The organism is Pseudomonas sp. HN11 (assembly GCF_021390155.1).
Lineage (GTDB): Bacteria > Pseudomonadota > Gammaproteobacteria > Pseudomonadales > Pseudomonadaceae > Aquipseudomonas.
On record NZ_CP089985.1, the window covers coordinates 2697018 to 2716657 of the forward strand.

Below are 19640 nucleotides of genomic sequence, written 5' to 3' on the forward strand. Positions count from 1 at the left end.
GGTTATTCCTTTACGAGCGGGCTGTCGTCCACTTCAACTTTTTCACCGGGGCGTGCGTGTTGCAGGCCTTCGACGACGATGCGGTCACCGGGCTTGAGGCCACTGCTGACGATCCAGCGATCATTGATCACCGCACCCAATTCCACCGGCTGCTGGCTCACGGTCTGTTCGGCGTCCAGCAACAACACCATCGGGATGCCGGCGCTGTCGCGGGTGATGGCGCGTTGCGGCACGCTGATGCCTTGTTTGTCGACGGCCTGTTCCAGACGCACCCGCACAAAACTGCCGGGCAGCAGGTCGAGGTCCGGGTTGGGGAATTCGCTGCGCAGGATGATCTGCCCGGTGCCGGGGTCGACACTGATCTCGGCGAACAGTAACTTGCCCGGCAGCGGGTACAGGCTGCCGTCGTCCTCGATCAGCGTGGCCTTGGCCTGGTCCTGGCCGACCTGTTTCAAGCTGCCGGCGCGGAAGGCGCGGCGCAGGTCGTTCAGCTCGCGGGTGGACTGGGTAAGGTCGGCGTGGATCGGGTCCAGTTGCTGGATGATCGCCAGCGGCGTGGCCTCGTTCTGGCCAACCAACGCGCCTTCGGTAACCAGCGCACGGCCGATGCGCCCGGAAATCGGCGCGGTCACGGTGGCGTAGCCCAGGTTCAAGCGGGCGCGCTCGACGGCGGCCTTGTTGGCAGCGACTTCGGCGTTGGTCTGGCGCACGGCGGCGCGGGCGTTGTCGTAGTCCTGGCCGCTGATGGCATTGCCTTCCACCAATTGGCTGTAGCGCTGCTCTTGCAGGCGTGCCTGAAAGGCATTCGCCTCGGCCTTGCTCAGGTTGGCCTGGGCGCTGTCGAGGTCGGCCTTGAACGGCGCGGGGTCGATGCGAAACAGCACGTCACCCTGTTTTACGTCATGACCTTCCTTGAACACCCGTTGCATCACCACACCGGCGACCCGTGCGCGCACTTCGGCGATACGCGGCGCGGCAATGCGCCCGCTGAGTTCGCTGGTGATGGCCAGGGGCTTGGCTTCAAGGGTTTCGACGCGTACTTTGGCCAGGGGCATTTGCGGCGCTTCGGCGGCGGAGTCGCCACATGCGCTCAAGGCCAGGGTGAGGGCCAGCAGGCAAAATGGCGCAAACAGATTCTTCGACATGCTCTTATCCCAATATTGACTGGCGCATCCTAAAGTCACCTGCGCCGTGGTGCTGTGAAGCTGTGTAGCTCGTCTGTGAAGAAATGTAAGGTGCAGCGCGCGGGGCGCTGGGGGCGTATATCCTTGCACAATCCTGCAACACGCCAACAAACCGCATTATTTGGAAACACCATGCCCAACATCCTCCTGGTGGAAGACGACGCCGCACTCTCCGAGCTGATTGCCAGCTACCTGGAACGCAATGGCTATCACGTCAGCGTGCTCAGCCGTGGCGACCATGTCCGCGAACGCGCGCGCCTGAACCCACCGGACCTGGTGATCCTCGACCTGATGCTGCCCGGCCTTGACGGCCTGCAAGTCTGCCGCCTGCTGCGCGCTGACTCGGCGGGGCTGCCAATCCTGATGCTCACCGCCCGCGATGACAGCCACGATCAGGTATTGGGCCTGGAAATGGGCGCCGACGACTACGTGACCAAACCTTGCGAGCCGCGTGTATTGCTGGCGCGGGTGCGTACTTTATTACGACGCAGCAGCCTGTCCGAACCCCAGGTGGCCAACGACCAGATCATCATGGGCAACCTGTGCATCGATTTGTCGGAGCGCACCGTGACTTGGCGCGAGCAGGCGGTAGAGTTGTCCAGCGGCGAATACAACCTGTTGGTGGTGCTGGCCCGGCATGCCGGCGAAGTGCTCAGCCGCGACCAGATCCTGCAACGCCTGCGCGGTATCGAGTTCAATGGCACCGACCGTTCGGTGGACGTGGCCATCTCCAAGCTGCGCCGCAAGTTCGACGACAATGCCGGCGAGGCACGCAAGATCAAGACGGTGTGGGGCAAGGGCTACCTCTTCAGCCGTTCCGAGTGGGAATGCTGAGCCATGTTCCGAGTATTGCTGCGCCTTTACCTGATCACCATCGTCACCTACAGCCTGGCGATCTACCTGATCCCCTCATTGGTGATCCAGCTATTCGAACACCGTTACATCGACTACAACATCGAACAGACCCGCGGCCAGCAGAAGCTGATCGTCAAGCAATACCTGCGTGCGCCGGTGGAGCGCTGGTCTCAGGTCACCGAGCAATTGGGCCGTGACTTCGCGCCGCTGAAAGTGCAATTGCTGCTGCGCCAGGACGCCAGCTACACCCCGGCGGAAGAACAACTGCTGGAGCAGGGCAAGTCAGTAGTGCGCCTGGGGGAGTGGGGCTGGATGACAGAAATCAGCTCGCCGATCAACGAGCAGTTCGCGGTCAAGCTGACCATACCGCCCGATCCACTGGACATGAATGTGCTGTACTGGGCAATCAACGTGCTGATTGTCGCGGCGCTGCTGGCCTGCCTGCTGGTGTGGCTGCGTCCGCACTGGCGTGACCTGGAGCGCTTGAAAAGCACCGCCGAGCAACTGGGCCAGGGCAATATGGCTGAACGCACGCGCATTCCGGCCAGCTCCAGCATCGGCAGCCTGGCTGCGGTGTTCGACACCATGGCTGACGACATCGAACACCTGCTCAACCAGCAGCGTGACCTGCTCAACGCCGTGTCCCATGAACTGCGAACGCCGCTCACGCGCCTGGATTTCGGCCTCGCCCTGGCGCTCTCCGAAGACTTGCCCGAAGCCAGCCGCGAGCGCCTGCAAAGCCTGGTGGCGCATATTCGCGAGCTGGATGGATTGGTGCTGGAGTTGCTGTCTTACAGCCGCCTGCAAAACCCGGCGCAACTGCCGGAACGAGTCGACGTGGTGCTCGATGAGTTTATCGACAGCGTGCTCGGCAGCGTCGATGACGAACTGGAAAACCCCGAGATTGTCATTGATGTGGCGCTCGATTGCGCCGTGGAGCGCTTCAGCCTCGACCCGCGCCTTACCGCACGTGCCTTGCAGAACCTGCTGCGCAATGCCACGCGGTACTGCGACAAGCGCATCCAGGTCGGCGTCAAGGTATGCTCCAAAGGCTGTGAAATCTGGGTGGATGACGACGGTATCGGCATTCCTGTCGACCAGCGCGAACGAATCTTCGAACCGTTCTACCGCCTGGACCGCAGCCGCGACCGCGCCACGGGCGGTTTCGGCCTGGGCCTTGCCATCAGCCGGCGCGCCCTGGAAGCCCAGGGCGGTACGTTGACGACATTGGCTTCGCCTTTGGGCGGTGCGCGGTTCCGGCTGTGGTTGCCCACTGATGGTTAGAAAGTCGGTGAGGGAAGGCGCACACTGTGCCCCCGCTTTAATTGAGGAGAGATTGGCAATGACTGGTGTTCACACGTCTGCTCAACAAGGTTTCTCTACCCAGGCCGTCACCTACGCCCAAGGCCGGCCGGATTATCCAAGACAACTCACCGGCTGGCTCGCCGACACACTGCATATCGACGCGCAATCGCGTGTGATTGACCTGGGTGCCGGCACCGGCAAGTTCACCCGTTTGCTCAGCACCCTGGCGCCGACTTTGATTGCCGTCGAACCGGTGGCGGCGATGGGCGCTCAGTTGACCAAACTGCTGCCCGATGTGCGCCTGGTCAAAGGCACCGCTGAATCCATCCCATTGCCCGCCAACAGCGCCGACGCAGTGCTGTGTGCCCAGGCGTTCCACTGGTTTTCCACCGAGGCCGCGCTGGCGGAAATCCACCGCGTGCTCAAACCCGACGGGCGACTTGGTCTGGTGTGGAATGTAAGGGATGAGTCGGTGGATTGGGTCGCAGCTATCACTGACATCATTACCCCGTACGAGGGGGATACGCCGCGTTTTCATACGGGGCGGTGGCGTGAGGCCTTCACTGGCGAGTATTTTTCCGAGCCCGAAATGACCTGTTTCCCCTACAGCCATGTGGGCAGCCCTCAGGAAGTGATCATGGACCGCTTCCTTTCCGTGAGCTTTATCGCCGCGCTAGCCGAGGGGCCCAAGGCCGTTGTCACCGCGCAATTGCAGGCGCTGATCGACACGCATCCGGCACTGAAGGGGCGCGACACTGTTGCCTTTCCATATCAGACCCAGGCGTACGTCTGCCATCGACTTAGCCGAAAGGCATAAAGTCAGATCATATTGATATAAGTCGTTATAAGAAAAATCGCTATCCTGCGGCCAGAAATTTATAAGGCCGCAGGTAGCTGGAATGGATGTGGGTAATGTTGGTTTTGTGGTTGCTGGCCTGATCGTTGGTTTTATTGTGGGCATGACCGGTGTGGGTGGGGGCTCGTTGATGACGCCGATCCTGTTGTGGTTCGGCATCAATCCGGCCACCGCCGTGGGCACTGACCTGTTGTATGCCGCCATCACCAAGTCGGGTGGGGTGCTGGTGCACAGCAAGAACAAGAATATCGATTGGACCATTACTGGCTGGCTGACCCTGGGCAGCGTGCCTGCGGTGCTGTTGACGCTGTGGTTCCTGGCCAGCCTGCACACTGACCCCAGCGTGATGAATGCCGTTATCAAACAGGCGCTCGGGGTGGTGTTGTTGCTGACGGCTTTGGCGATTCTGTTCAAGAAGAGCCTGTTGGCGTTTGCCCAGCGACATGCCGGTGATAGCTTTCACATGAGTCCGCGCAATTTGAATGCGCTGACGGTGGTGACTGGGGCGATCCTCGGAACCATGGTGGCGTTGACCTCCATTGGCGCGGGTGCGCTGGGGACCGTGGCATTGTTTATTCTGTATCCGTTTCTGGCTACGCGGCGCTTGGTGGGGACCGAGATTGCGCATGCTGTGCCGCTCACCCTGGTGGCGGGGTTGGGGCATGCCAGCATGGGGAATATGGACTGGCATTTGTTGGGGTTTTTGTTGATGGGGTCGTTGCCGGGGATCTATGTGGGTAGCCATATGACGGGCAAACTGCCGGATGGGGTGTTGCGGCCTTGTTTGGCGGTTATGTTGATGGCCATTGGTTATAAGTTGGCGTTTTGATTTTGCCCGAAGCGCTGAGTGCTGTGTTTCCTAAGACGACGTTGCAGACCTGCATCGTCCATCTGATCCGCAACAGCCTCGATTACGCAGGCTGGGACAAGCGCCGTGAGCTGACCAAGGCATTGAAGCCGATCTATCAAGCGCTCAATGCTGACCTCGCCGAGCAAGCGCTGCTGGCCTTCGAAGCCGGGCCTTGGGGCAAGCAATATCCCACGGTTGTGGCGGCTTGGAAGCGCGCTTGGGATCGGGTTATCCCGTTCTTCGTGTTTCCCCCGGCGATACGCAAAGTGATCTACACAACCAACGCCATCGAGAGCATCAATGCTCAGTTGCGCAAGATCATCAAGACGCGAGGCCACTTCCCAACGGACGATGCCGCGACGAAGCTGATTTGGCTGGGTTTACGCAATATCACCGCGAACTGGGGCAGTGCAGCCCATGACTGGAAGAGCGCGATGAATCAATTTGCGATCCTGTACGCAGATCGATTTATCAGGCCGACCTGGTAAAGCTAGGGCCTGCCTGACGGCAGGCCGTTACCGGCCCGCACACAAAAAATCTGACACTCTCGGCTCAACCCCGCCCATTCCCAATCTGCCAAACAAACGGCGGCTCCGCCCCATTAACCACCCAATCCCCCACAATCCGCGCCTTATAAATCACCGGATTATGTGACGATACCGTCCGCGCATTCCGCCAATGCCGATCCAGCGCCTTACCCTGTCGCACATCCGACGCCCCCAACGCATTGAACAACTCACTGGTAGCCCGCTGAATCAATCCTGACACCACCACCTGAGCCGTAGCCGATTCTATCTCGGCCGCCACATTGGCTTTGTGCTCAACAGCGTCATCCCCCCCAAACCGCGCCACATACGCCCGCTGCGCCGGCAGCGTCGCCTTCAATGCACTCGCCTCAGCGGCATACACCAGCGCAGCCACTTCACCCACCACCTGTTGAATCTGCGCATCCTGGCTCACATGCGCCGCATTGCCATGACTGTAAATACGCTTTCGGCTACGCACCTGATGCGCCACATCGCGCAATGCCGCACGACCAATCCCCGCCAGACTCGCGAGCAGCACCAACTGATAGAACGCCGTCTGGTATTTGAAGCGGGTGGCAAAGTCGATGACGTTGTCCGCTTCCACCACCGCGTCGTTGAAGCGCGACGTGCCGCTGCCGGTAGTGCGCTGGCCAAAGCCGTCCCAATCATCACTGTGCACCACCCCAGGCTGGCGGGCGCGGGTAGCGGCGATCACATCGGCGCCGGTGTCACTGCGCTGGGCATACACGTCGATCCAGTCGGCGAAAATACTGCCGGTGCTGTAGAACTTCTCTCCGTTGAGCTTCCAACGGTCGCCATCAGGGCTGACCTGGGTGAGCACATCGCCGATCGCGACGTTGCCAATCTCGGTCCAGGCGCAACCGACGATATCGCCGTCCACGAAACGTTTGAACCACAGATCCCGGCCGGCACTGGGCGGCGCGTTCAGGCGGTCTTCGGCAAACGCGAAGTGACCGCGCAGGGCCTGAGGCACATTGGAGTCGGCTTCGGCCAGTTCGATCAGCAATTCGAACAACTGCGGCAGGGAGGCGCCACCCCCACCATATTCCACCGGCACGCGCACCGCGCCAAAGCCTGCTTCCTTGAGCCACTGGATCGGTTCATGGGGCAGGGTGCGAGACTGTTCGCGTTCTACAGCACCGTCGGCGATGCGCTGGAAGATCGGTCGAAAGCGCGCAGCCAGGCTCGGGAAGTCGACGCCGGTCGACAGCGGATTAATGACGTGTTGTTCGGTCATGGGCAAGTTCCTGGGCAGTGATCAATGCAAGGGGATTGCACATGCCGTGCCGGGTATCGGCGCCCGTATTTACAGGCCAAAGCGTTCAGCCACTGTTGCCCTGGCAACAGCTGATCGACAAACCCGCACACTCTGCGACATCGACGCCGGCACGCGGTACTGCGCGCAAAGCCCCTGGCATCGGCGTTTCCCTTGACTGGCACGCTTGCTGCTCAAGCCCTGCATACATCCCTTTTGTGCGAGGTAACGCGAGATGAGTCAGCAAGCCGTGAAATTTGCCTACTGGGTGCCCAACGTCAGCGGTGGGTTGGTGGTCAGCAAGATCGAACAACGCACCCACTGGGGCATCGACTACAACCGTAAACTCGCGCAACTGGCGGAAGCCGCCGGCTTTGAATACGGCCTCACGCAGATCCGCTTCACTGCCGGCTATGGCGCCGAAAACCAACATGAGTCCGTAGCGTTCAGCCACGCGTTGCTGGCGGCGACCACCACGCTCAAGGTCATCGCCGCCATCTTGCCCGGCCCGTGGCAACCGGCGCTGGCAGCCAAGCAACTGGCAACCATCGACCAGCTCACCAACGGTCGTATCGCAGTGAATATCGTCAGCGGCTGGTTCAAGGGCGAATTCCAGGCCATCGGCGAACACTGGCTGGAGCACGATGAGCGTTATCGGCGCTCCGAAGAATTTATCCGCGCCCTGAAAGGCATCTGGACCCAGGACGACTTCACGTTCAAAGGCGACTTCTACCGTTTCAACAATTACACCCTCAAGCCCAAGCCGCTGGGCCAGCCGGAGGTTTTCCAGGGTGGAAGCTCACGAGCCGCGCGGGACATGGCCGCGCGGGTATCGGATTGGTATTTCACCAACGGCAACACTCCGGAAGGCATCAAGGCTCAGGTCGATGACATCCGTGCCAAGGCGGCGGCCAACAACCACTCGGTCAAAGTCGGCGTCAACGCCTTCGTGATCGCCCGTGATACCGAGGAGGAAGCGCGCGCTGTGTTGGCGCAGATCATCGACAAGGCCGATCCGGAAGCGGTGAATGCGTTTGGTGATGCGGCCAAACAGGCCGGCAAGGCTTCACCGGAGGGCGAGGGCAATTGGGCCAAATCGAGCTTTGAAGACTTGGTGCAGTACAACGATGGCTTCAAGACCAACCTGATCGGCACGCCGCAGCAGATCGCCGAGCGCATCGTCGCGCTCAAGGCGGTAGGGGTGGACCTGGTGCTGGCGGGGTTCCTGCACTTCCAGGAAGAAGTCGAGTACTTCGGCAAACGCGTATTGCCGTTGGTACGTGAGCTGGAAGCCAAGGCCGCCATAAAGCAGGTGGCTTGACGCACCCATTGAGACCCCCGGGCCGGGCAAAATCTCACTCAATATGTACCACAGCCCCCGTCCGTCGGACGTTCAAACTCTGAGCCTCAATCAAATGACTCCCAGAGGGAACAACCATGGATATTACCGGTAGTGTCATCGGTGAGGCGGTAGCCACCATTTTAAGACTCGTTGAAGCGGCTAAGGAGGAAGCTGTCCAGGAAGGCGTGCCCAGTGCCCATGACTACAATAAAACGGTGTTCAACCTCGAGCCACGTCATCATGAGGAACAGCTGAAGGTGGTAATAAAGGCCAAAGAGTCTGTAGAAGTTGACTGCAACTGGTCGATTTCTTTTTCGGCGTTGAAAAAAAGTCCGGAGGGCTATTACGTGATTGGAAAGAGTGCAGGACTCACGACGCTCATGGCCTGCCCACCGGCCTCGACCAGCCGTCGCATGCAACGCGTGGATGTGCAGTTGGTCGATGCTGAAATTGACTATGACAGCAACAAACCTATTGTCATTTATGCCGCCAAAGGCGTAGTTCTATCCTACGAAGTAATGGTTAAGTAGACACGGCTCTGGCTTCCACGACGGAGCGCGCGTGGGTACTTACGCCTGAAGCGTGAGTACCTCCACGCCATTTTTCGTCACCGCCACGGTATGTTCCCACTGCGCCGACAGGCTGTTGTCCTGGGTCACCACCGTCCAGCCATCCTTAAGGCTGCGTACTTTTGAACTGCCTTGGTTGAGCATAGGCTCCACGGTAAATACCATGCCTTCACGCAATTCCAGTCCGGTGCCGGGACGACCGAAGTGCAGGATCTGCGGTTCTTCATGCATTTGCCGACCAATGCCGTGCCCACAATATTCGCGCACCACGCTGTAGCCATTGGCCTGCGCGTGGCTCTGGATCGCGTGGCCGATATCGCCCAGGCGGGCACCAGGCTTGACCTGACGGATACCGGCCCACATCGCTTCGAAGGTTTTCTCGACCAGACGCTGGGCTTTGGGGGCGACGGTACCGATCATGTACATCTTGCTGGAGTCGGCGATATAGCCACCTTTTTCCAGGGTGATGTCGATGTTGATGATGTCGCCGTCCTTGAGAATTTCCTTGGCGCTGGGCATGCCATGGCACACCACTTCGTTGATCGAGGTGTTGATGGAGAAGGGGTAGTCGTACTGGCCCAGGCTGGCGGGGCGGGCTTTCAAGTCATTGCGGATGAAGGCTTCGACGGCGGCGTCCAGCTCCAGGGTGGAGCGGCCGGCGGCGACAAAACCGTCGAGCATGGTAAACACCTGGGCCAACAGGCGTCCGGACTCACGCATCACGGCCAGTTGCGCGGCGGTCTTGATCATCAAGTACGCCCCCGGATCAGGTCGGGCTTGTCCAGCAGCAACTTGTTGATCAATTCGTTGTAGGCCAGGTGGGGATTGAGTTCGGCGAGCAGGCCGATCTTGATCCAGAACTCGGCCTGGGCGTTGATGGAGCGGTCCATCGTGGCGCTGGCCAGCCGTAGTTGTTCGTGCAGTTGGTCGGTGATCTTGACGATGCCCATGGTGTTCACTGTGTGGTGGCAATATACAAATCGTATACGTTTCGTACGTTGGGCGTAAACCCCGCGCCGCCAAATGGCACTCGGCCGTTGACTTGATCGCCTGCATTGTCAGCGTTGCTGGGGGATCAGGTGCTGATCGAGTGGAAGACTTTTCCCTCAAGATCCATGGCACCTATAGATCCAGGCGCAAATCGTCATCCGGAGCGAACATCCACTTCGATAGTTTGCGACATGTTGCCGGAAGGGTCGCTGCGCAGGGATGTAGTGAATTTCACGTGCAGAGTTAAACGTTTAATCGCTGCGGTTCGACGACGATCAAACCGTACAGTTTTACTTATATAACCCGCCACCTGGCTTATGAGGAAAAGTTACAACGAAGGCCGGTTTTGCCGAGTAGGCTTGGGTGTTACAAGCGTCTTCCAGGGTCGGCAAGGCGCGGCGGGCATGCGTTCGCCGGATACACAACAATCTGTTGGCAGTCTCAGAAAAGGAGAGGTTGACCATGCTTTCGGAATTAGAACTTCGCAGCATTATTGAAGGAAGTTTCCTGCCTAAACGGTGCGAATGCATCAAAGCCGAAGATGCTTCGCTGACGATCAAAGTCTACGACGACCTAGACCGTGACCGGGTGGATTTAGAAGTCAAAGGTATCAACGCGAATACACTCGACAGCAGTCGAGCGATTTGCAACCTGATCACCGGGTTGCGTGAAGACCTCAAACACGCGCATACCCCCGTCCTGCAACGCGTAGGAGGGCGCGCTTACTGAAAATGCTTGATTCTTGACCTGTGGGCCTGGTGATTGCCAGGCCCAATGCTGTCTACGCCTGTCGATCAGTTCTGGAAATCGCAGGCTTCGGACATTTTCCGATAGCTCACATCTTCCACTTTGCCAGCCTTGTCCAGGAACTTGATATCGGCCTTGATGACTTTGCAGTCATTGGTCGGGGTTTCGTTCATGGCCAATACCTTGGCGATGTTCATCGGCATGCCGTAGTGGTAAGGCACGGTTTTTACGGCGGTTGTCTGATCGTCAGCCTGAGCCAGGCCTGACACTGCTGCCAGTGTCAGGACGCCGCCAAGCATTAACGTGCGCAGTTTCATGGTGGTTCTCCGCAAGTGAGGACAACTTCACTCTCGACTTGCGCGATTAACCATCGATTAATTTATGCCTGGCTGACAAAACCTTCATGTTTACCAGCTCATACGAACCCCGGCATTACCGCTGACACCCTCCATCGCGTTGCCGTCCAGGTTGGTGTTGTAGTCTGCTGCCATGTAGACGCTCACCGAAGACGACAGCCGAGCAACCACGCCCACACCCACATCCGCCGTGGATGACTTGTGATCGCTCTTGATGCGGTCCACATCATCGTAGGTCACCGTGTCGCTGCCGCCGAAGGTGCGCCAGGCGTTGACTCGCAGGTAAGGTTCGACTGGTGTGTTATCCACCAGGTAGCGGCCCTTGAGGCGGGCGCCGAGGCGGCCGGTCCAGTAATCCTGGGAGTCGAATGACACCCTGGAAATACCGTCGTTCTGGCTGTCCAGGTCGATCGTCTGGCGGATCACCTGGGCTTGCGGTTCCACGACCCAATGCTCGGAAACGGCGATCGGGTAGCCGGCTTCGGCGGACAGCGCCAGGGCATGGCCCTTGGTGTCCATCTTTATGCCACGCTCGGACTTGTTGTCGCCATCCAGGCGCGTGCCCATTGCAACCAGATCCACATACCAGCCGTTCGGACCGGTGAGCGTCCAGTAGGCACCGAAGTTATCGCCATCGAGTTTGACCCGCCCGGAGCGATTGTTCTGCCAGCCCATCGAAAAACCTTTCACATCCCCACTCAGGCGACTCTGGCCGATAAACAGCCCGAAGCGCTGGATCTGCCCGCCGCTGGTTTCGAAGGCCATCAGGTCATGCCCGAACTGGTAGCCTTTGACCGAGCCGTCGAAGCTCGGCGACACGGTGCCCGACCAGTGTTTGTTGAAGTCGCTGCCATAGGCACGCCCCCAGCCTGCCGGCACCGCGCCGGTCTCGGTCAGCAGGCTTTGCTCGCCCTGGCGATCATGAAAGGTGCCCAGCGCTTGCAGGGTCATCAACTGGGCGGCGGGTACCACCACCGAATACACCGGCACTTCTACGCGGTATAACGGGATGGGCTCAGCACCGGCAATACCCCTCGGCAGCGCCGGGTTGCCCGCGGCGGATTCCGGCGAGTTGCCTGCCGCAACCTGGCTGGGCGGCGGGGCAGGGGGCTCGACCGGCGCGACGGGTTGCGAGGTTGGCGGTTCCACCGGCGGCTCGTCGGGGTCGACCACCGGCGGTGTCGCTGGAATTGGCGGTACGGGCACCACCGCCGGTGGTGTCGGTGGCACCGGTGGCACCGCCGGCGGTTGCACGGCAACCACCGACGAGCGCAGGTACCAGTTGTTTTCGGTGCCGGCCGTCACGCCACCCTTGAACAGCAAATATTCATAGGCCCCGGCCGAGACCGAGCTCTTCAACGAGAAGGCATCGGTGCTGCTCACCGCGCCGTTGAGCGCCTGCACCACCTCGATCCCGTTGTTGCGGGTAAAGCCCCCGACGCCGCCGAGGTTGCTCACCGCCAATTGGGTATGGCCGCTCAGCGTGCCACCGGACACCACCAGCCTATCCGTCGCGGAGTTTTCATCGCCAAGCACGGTTTGCAGCCGCAGCTGGCCGTTATTGCCCACGTAATTGCCATGTACCGCCAGCACATCGTTGGCGGTGGCGCTGCCGGTGGTCATGTCGATCGTACCGGCGTTGTTCAGTGTCGCCAGCTGGCCGGCGAGATAGGGCCGTACGCTGCCTTGGGTCACGGCCAGCGTACTGCTGCCGTCAATGTTGAAAGTGCCGGTATTGCTCGCGCTGTCACCCAGGAAAAAATCTCCCGCCAGATCGAAGCGCGAATTGTTGGTGAGATTGACCGTCTCCCAGCCGATATAGCGGGCCGCCGTGCTGGACGTGGTGTTGTCGAAGGTCAGTTGGTCGTTGCCCAGGCCGCCGTCGATGGAGGGCGTGGCAGCCAACAGGCTTTCGCTGAGGCCGCGCAGCAGCGCGGTGTCGTTGCCATCCCCCATCAGCACCGCCGATTTGATCTGGCCGCCATTGAGCCAGTTGAAGGTGTCATTGCCGACGCTGGCACGGATCTCGCCATTGATCACGCCGCCGCTGACCGTGATGCTGTCGTCGCCGCCGCTGGTACTGATATTGCCGCCAATGCTGCCGCCCGAGACGATGATCGTATCGGTATCGAAACCGGTGACCAGGTTGCCCCGGATCGTGCCGCCAGACATGTCATAGACGTTCTTGTCCAGCTTCATGTCAACGCGGTCGATGATGCCACCGGTTTGCTCAGCCACGTCGCCGTCCTCGAACGCACCGACGATGGTGCCGCCCGTCATCCGGAAGGTGTCACGGCCGTCGCCCTGTGCCAGGGACTGGATTTGCCCGCCGTTCATAATGAAGTCATCGATGCCGGCGCCTTGCTGTACAGCACCGGTGATCTGGCCGGAATCGATCCGCGTGGCGTCCGCCCCCGGACCAAAGATGACGCTGCCGTTGATGATGCCGCTGCCACCTGCGGGCAGCGTCAGGCGGTTATTGCCCAGCAGATCGGTCAGGCCGGCACTGGTGCCGCTGTCGCAAATGAATGTGTCGTTGCCCGGGCCGGGCGTGAGTGTGCATGCAGCGTAGGATTGTGGTGGTGTGGTGTACTGCAGTGAGAGGAGGCCGACAGCTAAAACGGCGCGGGTTGAAAAACCGTTGCTCTTTTGCATGGGTCTGTCCTGCATGTGTTGTAGTTACTGCTCCTGTTGTTGGTTTAGCACAGTTTTCCCACATGGCAATATTTATATAAACGCGCGCAGGCCACGGCATACGTGGCCTGCGTGGTGGCACATTGGTCATGCTGCTGCCGGGTTCAGTTCACCTGATGGCGGTAAGGCAGATCCGGACCGGTCTTGGTGCAGGTCAATGCCGCAGCGCGAATCGCAAAACCCAGCATGGCGTCGATTTGCCCTCGGGTGAGCTGTTGCAGGCCCTCTACTGAGTCATGCTGTTGCTCGGTCAACCAGGTAATCAACGCGGCCTGGAAGGTATCGCCGGCGCCTACGGTATCCGCCATCGCCACCTTGACTGCCGGCGCAGACCAGTGGCCGTGCTGGCGGCTGAACACACTGGCGCCATCGCCACCACGGGTCAGGAACACCAACTGGCAACGGTGTTGCAGCCAGCCCTGCAGCACGCTTTCCGCCGACTGGTCTGGGTAAAGCAAGTGCAGGTCTTCGTCGCTGACCTTGATCAGGTCGGCATGCTTGACCAGTTCTGCGACACGATCGCGCCACAGCTGGATATCCGGTTGCGGGTTGAGCCGCACGTTGGGGTCGAGGCTGATCAGGCGTTTGCCGCTTTCGCGCTTGACCAGGCTCAGCAGGGTGTCGCCAATCGGTTGCACCACCAGCGAGAACGAGCCGATATGCAGGCCGCGGATGTCATCGCCCAACTCGGGCAGGTGAGCGACTTCCAGCAACCGGTCGGCGCAGCCTTCGCCGCGAAAGTTGTACTGCGGTGAACCATTGGCGCCCACGGCGACCATCGACAAGGTGGTCGGCGCGTCGAATTCCACCAGGAACTGCTCGCTGATGCCTTCATCCTTGAGCACTTGCAACAAGCGACGGCCCAGGAAATCACTGGACAGCCCCCCAAACAAGCCGGCATCGATGCCCAGGCGGCGCAAACCTACCGCAACGTTGAACGGCGAACCGCCGGCAATCGCTTTGTAATTGACCTTGGAAGCCTGCCCACTGGCCTCTTCCTCGCTGAAAAAATCAAACAGCGCTTCACCACACACCAGATACATAGTCGTTCGCTCTTAAAGGGTTGCCACGTGCTGTTGATAGCGCTCGTAAGCCTGTTGATAGCTGCTGACGTTGACGGCCACCGGCAGCGTGCGGCTCGCCGGGTCGACGCTCACACACCTGTCGCACAGGCTGGCCAGGGACTCGCCGGACTGGCTCCACGCCGCCTGGATTGCCGCGCCCAGGGCGGCGGCTTCGCTTTGTTCGGTGCAGATCACTTCGGTGTTCATGATGTCGGCGACCATCTGCCGCCACACCGGGCTTTTCGAACCGCCGCCGATCAGGCGGATGCTCTGGCTTTGCAGGCCGGTCTGGCGCAGCAGGTCGAGGCCGTAGCGCAGGCCGAAGGTGGTGCCCTCGACGACCGCGCGGCATAGGTTGGCGCGGGTCAGGTTGGTCATGGTCAGGCCGTGCAGACTGCCGGTGGCGTGAGGGAGGGCAGGCACGCGTTCGCCATTGAGAAAGGGCAGCATGCTCACGCCGTCGGCGCCAATCGGTGCTTGCTCGACCAGGGCGTTGAACACGGCCAGGTCCAGATCAAACAGCTCGCGGATCACCCCGGTGGCGTTGGTCAGGTTCATGGTGCAGATCAAAGGCAACCAGCCGCCGCTGGACGAGCAGAAGGTCGCGACCGAGGCCTGCGGGCTGACGTTGGGCTGGTCGGCAAATGCATACACGGTGCCCGACGAGCCCAGGCTCATGGTGATCACGCCGGGGGCAATGTTGCCAGTGCCGATGGCGCCCATCATGTTGTCGCCGCCACCGCTGGAGACGATGGTGTTGGGGTTGATGCCCAGGCGTTCGGCGATGGCGGGCAGGATTGTGCCGACTGCCTGATCCGCGTCGATCAGTGGTGGCAAGGCCCGTTCCAGGCGACCGCTGGGGTCGATGTGCTGGAGCAGCGCCACATCCCACTCACGGTTGCGCACGTTGAAGTAGCCGGTACCCGACGCATCGCCGTATTCCGCAACGGCGCGCCCGGTGAGCCAGTAATTGAGGTAATCGTGGGGCAGCAGGATATGCGCGATGCGCGCGAAGATGTTCGGGTGCTGCTCGCGGGTCCACAGCAGCTTGGACACGGTGTAGCCCGGTGCAATCGCCACGCCGAGGCGTTCCAGGGAGCCGTTTTCACCGCCCAGGTGCTGCAGGAGACGGTCGTTTTCGGGCGTGGTTTCGGTGTCGCACCACAGCTTGGCGGGGCGCAATACCTCACCGTGTTCATCCAGCAGCACCAGGCCATGTTGCTGGCCGGACACGCCGATACCGAGGATGTCCTGACCGTCCACACCGGCCTGTTGCAGGGCGCGGTGAGTGGCTTCGGTAAAGGCGTCCAGCCATTCCTGGGTGTGCTGTTCACGGCGGCCATTGGCGCCGCTGATCAACGTGTGCGCGGCGGCGCCGAGGCCCAGCACCTTGCCGCTGGTGGCATCGAGGACGATGGCCTTGGTGCCTTGGGTGCCGCAATCGACGCCGAGAAACAGGTTTTGCTGGGTCATGAGGATTTGCTCAGCAGTGTTGTTTTTTTGAGTTGGAAACCCGGTCAAATGTGGGAGCGAGCAAGCCCGCTCCCACATGTTTAAGTCGGTTTCTTCAGTAGGGTTTGCAGGGTTGCGGTAACGCCTGTGTCACGCAGGCTCGCATAACACCGCTCGAACGCTGCCACAAACTCAGGCGAATTGGGAATAGCCTTGCCGAAAATCTCTTCCACCCCCAGCAGGCGTTTGCTGACCAGCGCATCATCACTCACCAGCCCTTGGCAAAACTCTGCACGAGGATCCGGGATCGTGTAGCTCACCCCATTCTCGTCCACACCTTTCAAATACAACGCCCAGGCCGCCACGACCAACGCCGCACGCTCGGTCTCGCGCCCATCGGCAATCAGGCGATTGATGGTCGGCACGGTAAACTTGGGAAACTTCGACGAGCCGTCGGAACACACCCGTTCCAACTGGTCGGCAATCGCCTGGTTGGAGAAACGATCCACCAGCGTCTGCTTATAGTCGGTCAGGTCGATGCCCGGCACCGGCGCCAGGTTGGGTGTGACGTCCAGGTCCATATAGGCGCGCATGTAGGCGACAAAAAGCGGGTCGTTCATGGTCTCGTGTACAAACCGGTAACCCTTGAGAAAACCCAGGTAGGTCAGCGCCAGGTGGCTGCCATTGAGCAAGCCGATCTTCATTTCTTCATAGGGCGTGACGTCATCGGTGAACTGCACGCCGACCTTTTCCCACGCCGGGCGGCCATTCACAAACTTGTCTTCCAGCACCCATTGCACAAACGGCTCACACACCACCGGCCAGGCATCATCGATGCCGTGGTCGTCATGCAGTTGCAGGCGGTGGGCGGTGCTGGTCATCGGCGTAATGCGGTCGACCATAGCGTTGGGAAAGCTCACGTTGGTCTTGATCCAGTCATGCAGCTCGGCATTGTGCAGGGCGGCGAATGCCAGCAGTGCCTTGCGCGTCACGGCGCCGTTGTGCGGCAGGTTATCGCAGGACATCACGGTAAATGCCGGGGTACCGGCGGCGCGGCGTTTGGTCAGGGCGGCGCAGATAAAGCCGAACACGGTTTTCGGTGCGCCCGGATGCGCCAGGTCATGCCGGATCTGCGGCAGTTGAGCCATGAACTCACCGTTGCTGTCGTCGATGCAGTAGCCGCCTTCGGTGATGGTCAGCGAGACGATACGGATCGCCGGGTCAGCCAGCTTGTCGATCAACGCCTGGGCGCCGTCTTCGGCCAGCAGCATGTCGCTGATCGAGCCGATCACGCGCACTTCGGTGTCGTCTGTATCGCCCAATTCATAGAGGGTGAACAGGTAGTCCTGGCCGGCCAGGTCATCACGGGCCTTGCGGTCCTCGGCCCGCAGGCCGACGCCGCAGATGCTCCAGTCCAGGCCAACGCCAATGTTCATCAGGGCATCGGTGTAATACGCCTGGTGCGCGCGATGGAAACCGCCGACGCCGATATGAGCGATGCCTTGCGTGGTGCTGGCAATCGCGTAGGCCGGCAGTTTTACTTCCGGCGCCAGTTGGGTGAGGTTCTGCTTGTTCAGTTTCATCACAACTCTCGCAAAATCAGGCGGCGGCGCGCAGTGGGCGGGCCACGGCTACACCGTCGGTGTCGAACAGATGGCAGTGCGCCGGGTCCAGGTGCAGGTGCAGCGTCTCGCCGTACTGGCTGGCCATGTCGCCGCGAATCCGCATGGTCAACGGCTCGCCGTTGGCGGTGATGACGTGGCAGAAGGTGTCGCTGCCCAGGCGTTCGCCGACGTCAGCGGTGACGGTCAGGGTGGTTTGACCTGGTGAGGCGATTTCCAGGTGTTCCGGACGGATGCCCAGGGTCACGACACTGCCCAAACTCAAGCTGGCGCCGCTCAGTGGCAGGCTGATCAGCGTGCCCGCGTCCAACTGCACCTCGCAGCTTTGGCTTTCAATGCGGGTAACCTTGCCTTTGAGGAAGCCCATCTTCGGCGTGCCGAGAAAACCGGCCACAAACAGATTGGCCGGCTGGTGATAAAGCTCCAGCGGCGAACCGACCTGTTCGATGCGCCCGCTGTTCAATACCACAACCTTGTCGGCCAGGGTCATGGCTTCAACCTGATCGTGGGTCACGTAGATCATGGTCGCCTGCAGCTCCTTATGCAGGCGCGCCAGCTCCAGGCGCATCTGCACGCGCAAGGCAGCGTCCAGGTTGGACAGCGGTTCGTCGAACAGGAATATCTTCGGGTTGCGCACAATCGCGCGGCCAATGGCCACACGCTGACGCTGGCCGCCAGACAGTTGCTTGGGCTTGCGCTCCAGCAACGGGCCCAGCTCGAGGATGCGCGCGGCTTCGCTGACCTTGCTTTCCACCAGCTTCTTGTCGACACCGGCCAGGTCCAAGGCAAATGACATGTTCTTGCGCACGCTCATGTGCGGATACAGCGCGTAGGTCTGGAACACCATCGCCAGATCACGCTTGGCCGGAGTCACTTCGGTGATGTCGCGACCGTCCAGTTCGATGGTGCCTTCGCTGACTTCTTCCAGGCCGGCAATCAGGCGCAGCAGGGTGGATTTACCGCAGCCCGACGGCCCGACGAACACCACGAATTCCTTGTCGTTCACTTCCAGGTCAATGCCCTTGATGATGGAGAAGCCTTCGAAGCCTTTTTGCAGATTCTTGATTTTCAGGTTGGCCATGGGATGGGCCTCCGCGTTGAATTTTTTATTAAAAGGCCGTTATTTCACGGCGCCGAAGGACAAACCGCGCACCAGCTGTTTCTGGCTGATCCAGCCAAAAATCAGGATCGGCGCGCAAGCGAGGGTCGAGACGGCGGACAATTTGGCCCAGAACAACCCTTCGGGGCTGGAGTAGGAAGCGATCAATGCGGTCAACGGCGCGGCGGCGGAAGAGGTGAGGTTCAATGACCAGAAGGCCTCGTTCCAGCACAGGATCAGCGACAGCAACACGGTGGAGGCCAGGCCACCCTTGGCGATCGGCAGCAGCACACGGACCATTTCCTGCCACAGCGTGGCACCGTCCAGGCGTGCGGCTTCGAGGATGTCCTTGGGGATGTCTTTGAAGTAGGTGTAAACCATCCACACCACAATCGGCAGGTTGATCAGGGTGTAGATGATGATCAGCGCAATGCGCGTATCCAGCAGGCCAAAGCTCTTGGCCAGCAGGTAGATCGGCATCAACACACCCACCGGCGGCAGCATCTTGGTGGACAGCATCCACAGCAGCGTGCCCTTGGTGCGCTGGGTTTCGTAGAACGCCATGGAGTAGGCGGCCGGTACCGAGATCAGCAGGCACAGGGCGGTGGCGCTGAAGGAGATCAGCACCGAGTTCCACGCATAACTGAAGTAGTTGCTGCGCTCATTGATGTGCAGGTAGTTCTCCAGCGTCGGCGTGAAGATGAATTGCGGCGGCGTGGCGAACGCGTCGATTTCGGTCTTGAAGCTGGTCAGCACCATCCAGAAGATCGGGAAGAAGATCAGGATCGCGATAGCCCAGGCCAGGGTGCCGAGCAACAGGCTTTGCAGGCGGCGAGATTGTTGAAGCGTCAT

The 19640-nt window shown here is 60.4% G+C and carries 18 protein-coding genes and 1 pseudogene; 8 read left to right on the forward strand and 11 right to left on the reverse strand.

Going from position 1 to position 19640, the window contains the following annotated elements:
* Positions 1-2: 2 nt before the first annotated feature.
* Positions 3-1145, reverse strand: a complete 1143-nt coding sequence (locus LVW35_RS12270) for an efflux RND transporter periplasmic adaptor subunit (protein ID WP_233895787.1) — start codon at positions 1143-1145, stop codon at positions 3-5.
* A gap of 171 nt (positions 1146-1316) precedes the next feature.
* Between LVW35_RS12270 and LVW35_RS12275 the strand changes: the two genes are divergently transcribed.
* The 5 genes and pseudogenes from LVW35_RS12275 to LVW35_RS12295 form a co-directional block, all read left to right on the forward strand.
* A complete protein-coding gene (locus LVW35_RS12275; RefSeq protein ID WP_159959117.1) occupies positions 1317-2018 on the forward strand; it encodes a response regulator transcription factor in 702 nt (233 codons plus the stop codon).
* A 3-nt stretch (positions 2019-2021) separates the two neighbouring features.
* Positions 2022-3323: an ATP-binding protein gene (locus LVW35_RS12280; protein WP_233895789.1), complete on the forward strand. Its 1302-nt coding sequence runs from the start codon at positions 2022-2024 to the stop codon at positions 3321-3323.
* A gap of 58 nt (positions 3324-3381) precedes the next feature.
* The gene (locus LVW35_RS12285) at positions 3382-4161 is read left to right on the forward strand and encodes a class I SAM-dependent methyltransferase (RefSeq protein WP_233895791.1); all 780 of its coding nucleotides are present in this window, start codon (positions 3382-3384) and stop codon (positions 4159-4161) included.
* Positions 4162-4243: 82 nt separating this feature from the next.
* A complete protein-coding gene (locus tag LVW35_RS12290) occupies positions 4244-5029 on the forward strand; it encodes a sulfite exporter TauE/SafE family protein (protein WP_233895792.1) in 786 nt (261 codons plus the stop codon).
* Positions 5020-5538 (forward strand): annotated as a pseudogene (locus LVW35_RS12295) (transposase); the annotation flags it as partial. The gene LVW35_RS12290 and the pseudogene LVW35_RS12295, both read left to right, overlap by 10 nt.
* A gap of 64 nt (positions 5539-5602) precedes the next feature.
* On the opposite strand, the gene LVW35_RS12300 reads toward LVW35_RS12295, so the two are convergent.
* Complete coding sequence (locus LVW35_RS12300) at positions 5603-6835, reverse strand: acyl-CoA dehydrogenase family protein (RefSeq protein ID WP_233895793.1); 1233 nt, start codon at positions 6833-6835, stop codon at positions 5603-5605.
* Positions 6836-7088: 253 nt separating this feature from the next.
* Here LVW35_RS12300 and sfnG point away from each other — a divergent pair, with 253 nt between their 5' ends.
* Together sfnG and LVW35_RS12310 are read left to right on the forward strand one after the other, a co-directional pair.
* Positions 7089-8174: a dimethylsulfone monooxygenase SfnG gene (gene sfnG, locus LVW35_RS12305; RefSeq protein WP_233895795.1), complete on the forward strand. Its 1086-nt coding sequence runs from the start codon at positions 7089-7091 to the stop codon at positions 8172-8174.
* 116 nt (positions 8175-8290) lie between these two features.
* Complete coding sequence (locus LVW35_RS12310; RefSeq protein WP_233895797.1) at positions 8291-8725, forward strand: ecotin family protein; 435 nt, start codon at positions 8291-8293, stop codon at positions 8723-8725.
* Between the two features lie 39 nt (positions 8726-8764).
* Here LVW35_RS12310 and map read toward each other — a convergent pair whose 3' ends face one another.
* The gene (gene map, locus LVW35_RS12315) at positions 8765-9514 is read right to left on the reverse strand and encodes a type I methionyl aminopeptidase (protein WP_233895799.1); all 750 of its coding nucleotides are present in this window, start codon (positions 9512-9514) and stop codon (positions 8765-8767) included.
* Positions 9514-9714, reverse strand: coding sequence for a ParD-like family protein (locus tag LVW35_RS12320; RefSeq protein WP_233895800.1), 201 nt, complete (start codon positions 9712-9714; stop codon positions 9514-9516). Before LVW35_RS12320 ends, map begins: the two co-directional genes overlap by 1 nt.
* Before the next feature lie 502 nt (positions 9715-10216).
* Between LVW35_RS12320 and LVW35_RS12325 the strand changes: the two genes are divergently transcribed.
* The gene (locus LVW35_RS12325; RefSeq protein WP_233895801.1) at positions 10217-10483 is read left to right on the forward strand and encodes a DUF1652 domain-containing protein; all 267 of its coding nucleotides are present in this window, start codon (positions 10217-10219) and stop codon (positions 10481-10483) included.
* A gap of 65 nt (positions 10484-10548) precedes the next feature.
* On the opposite strand, the gene LVW35_RS12330 is transcribed toward LVW35_RS12325, so the two are convergent.
* The 7 genes from LVW35_RS12330 to LVW35_RS12360 form a co-directional block, all read right to left on the reverse strand.
* Positions 10549-10818 (reverse strand): DUF2790 domain-containing protein, encoded by a 270-nt coding sequence (locus LVW35_RS12330; protein WP_233895803.1) that lies wholly within the window; start codon positions 10816-10818, stop codon positions 10549-10551.
* A gap of 90 nt (positions 10819-10908) precedes the next feature.
* Entirely contained in the window at positions 10909-13512 is a 2604-nt protein-coding gene (locus tag LVW35_RS12335; protein ID WP_233895804.1) for an autotransporter family protein, read from the reverse strand.
* Positions 13513-13655: 143 nt separating this feature from the next.
* The gene (locus LVW35_RS12340) at positions 13656-14594 is read right to left on the reverse strand and encodes a carbohydrate kinase family protein (protein ID WP_233895806.1); all 939 of its coding nucleotides are present in this window, start codon (positions 14592-14594) and stop codon (positions 13656-13658) included.
* 12 nt (positions 14595-14606) lie between these two features.
* On the reverse strand, positions 14607-16088 hold the full coding sequence (xylB, locus tag LVW35_RS12345; protein WP_233895807.1) for a xylulokinase: 1482 nt from the start codon (positions 16086-16088) through the stop codon (positions 14607-14609).
* Between the two features lie 80 nt (positions 16089-16168).
* On the reverse strand, positions 16169-17650 hold the full coding sequence (locus LVW35_RS12350; RefSeq protein ID WP_233895809.1) for a mannitol dehydrogenase family protein: 1482 nt from the start codon (positions 17648-17650) through the stop codon (positions 16169-16171).
* A gap of 16 nt (positions 17651-17666) precedes the next feature.
* A complete protein-coding gene (locus tag LVW35_RS12355) occupies positions 17667-18770 on the reverse strand; it encodes an ABC transporter ATP-binding protein (RefSeq protein WP_233895810.1) in 1104 nt (367 codons plus the stop codon).
* 39 nt (positions 18771-18809) lie between these two features.
* Positions 18810-19640, reverse strand: coding sequence for a carbohydrate ABC transporter permease (locus LVW35_RS12360; protein ID WP_003173672.1), 831 nt, complete (start codon positions 19638-19640; stop codon positions 18810-18812).

Excerpts from the sequence above, each read along its gene's own strand:
- LVW35_RS12270 (WP_233895787.1), bottom strand. The coding sequence starts at position 1,145 with ATGTCGAAGAATCTGTTTGCGCCATTTTGCCTGCTGGCCCTCACCCTG.
- LVW35_RS12275 (WP_159959117.1), top strand. The coding sequence starts at position 1,317 with ATGCCCAACATCCTCCTGGTGGAAGACGACGCCGCACTCTCCGAGCTG.
- LVW35_RS12280 (WP_233895789.1), top strand. The coding sequence starts at position 2,022 with ATGTTCCGAGTATTGCTGCGCCTTTACCTGATCACCATCGTCACCTAC.
- LVW35_RS12285 (WP_233895791.1), top strand. The coding sequence starts at position 3,382 with ATGACTGGTGTTCACACGTCTGCTCAACAAGGTTTCTCTACCCAGGCC.
- LVW35_RS12290 (WP_233895792.1), top strand. The coding sequence starts at position 4,244 with ATGGATGTGGGTAATGTTGGTTTTGTGGTTGCTGGCCTGATCGTTGGT.
- LVW35_RS12300 (WP_233895793.1), bottom strand. The coding sequence starts at position 6,835 with ATGACCGAACAACACGTCATTAATCCGCTGTCGACCGGCGTCGACTTC.
- sfnG (WP_233895795.1), top strand. The coding sequence starts at position 7,089 with ATGAGTCAGCAAGCCGTGAAATTTGCCTACTGGGTGCCCAACGTCAGC.
- LVW35_RS12310 (WP_233895797.1), top strand. The coding sequence starts at position 8,291 with ATGGATATTACCGGTAGTGTCATCGGTGAGGCGGTAGCCACCATTTTA.
- map (WP_233895799.1), bottom strand. The coding sequence starts at position 9,514 with ATGATCAAGACCGCCGCGCAACTGGCCGTGATGCGTGAGTCCGGACGC.
- LVW35_RS12320 (WP_233895800.1), bottom strand. The coding sequence starts at position 9,714 with ATGGGCATCGTCAAGATCACCGACCAACTGCACGAACAACTACGGCTG.
- LVW35_RS12325 (WP_233895801.1), top strand. The coding sequence starts at position 10,217 with ATGCTTTCGGAATTAGAACTTCGCAGCATTATTGAAGGAAGTTTCCTG.
- LVW35_RS12330 (WP_233895803.1), bottom strand. The coding sequence starts at position 10,818 with ATGAAACTGCGCACGTTAATGCTTGGCGGCGTCCTGACACTGGCAGCA.
- LVW35_RS12335 (WP_233895804.1), bottom strand. The coding sequence starts at position 13,512 with ATGCAAAAGAGCAACGGTTTTTCAACCCGCGCCGTTTTAGCTGTCGGC.
- LVW35_RS12340 (WP_233895806.1), bottom strand. The coding sequence starts at position 14,594 with ATGTATCTGGTGTGTGGTGAAGCGCTGTTTGATTTTTTCAGCGAGGAA.
- xylB (WP_233895807.1), bottom strand. The coding sequence starts at position 16,088 with ATGACCCAGCAAAACCTGTTTCTCGGCGTCGATTGCGGCACCCAAGGC.
- LVW35_RS12350 (WP_233895809.1), bottom strand. The coding sequence starts at position 17,650 with ATGAAACTGAACAAGCAGAACCTCACCCAACTGGCGCCGGAAGTAAAA.
- LVW35_RS12355 (WP_233895810.1), bottom strand. The coding sequence starts at position 18,770 with ATGGCCAACCTGAAAATCAAGAATCTGCAAAAAGGCTTCGAAGGCTTC.
- LVW35_RS12360 (WP_003173672.1), bottom strand. The coding sequence starts at position 19,640 with ATGACGCTTCAACAATCTCGCCGCCTGCAAAGCCTGTTGCTCGGCACC.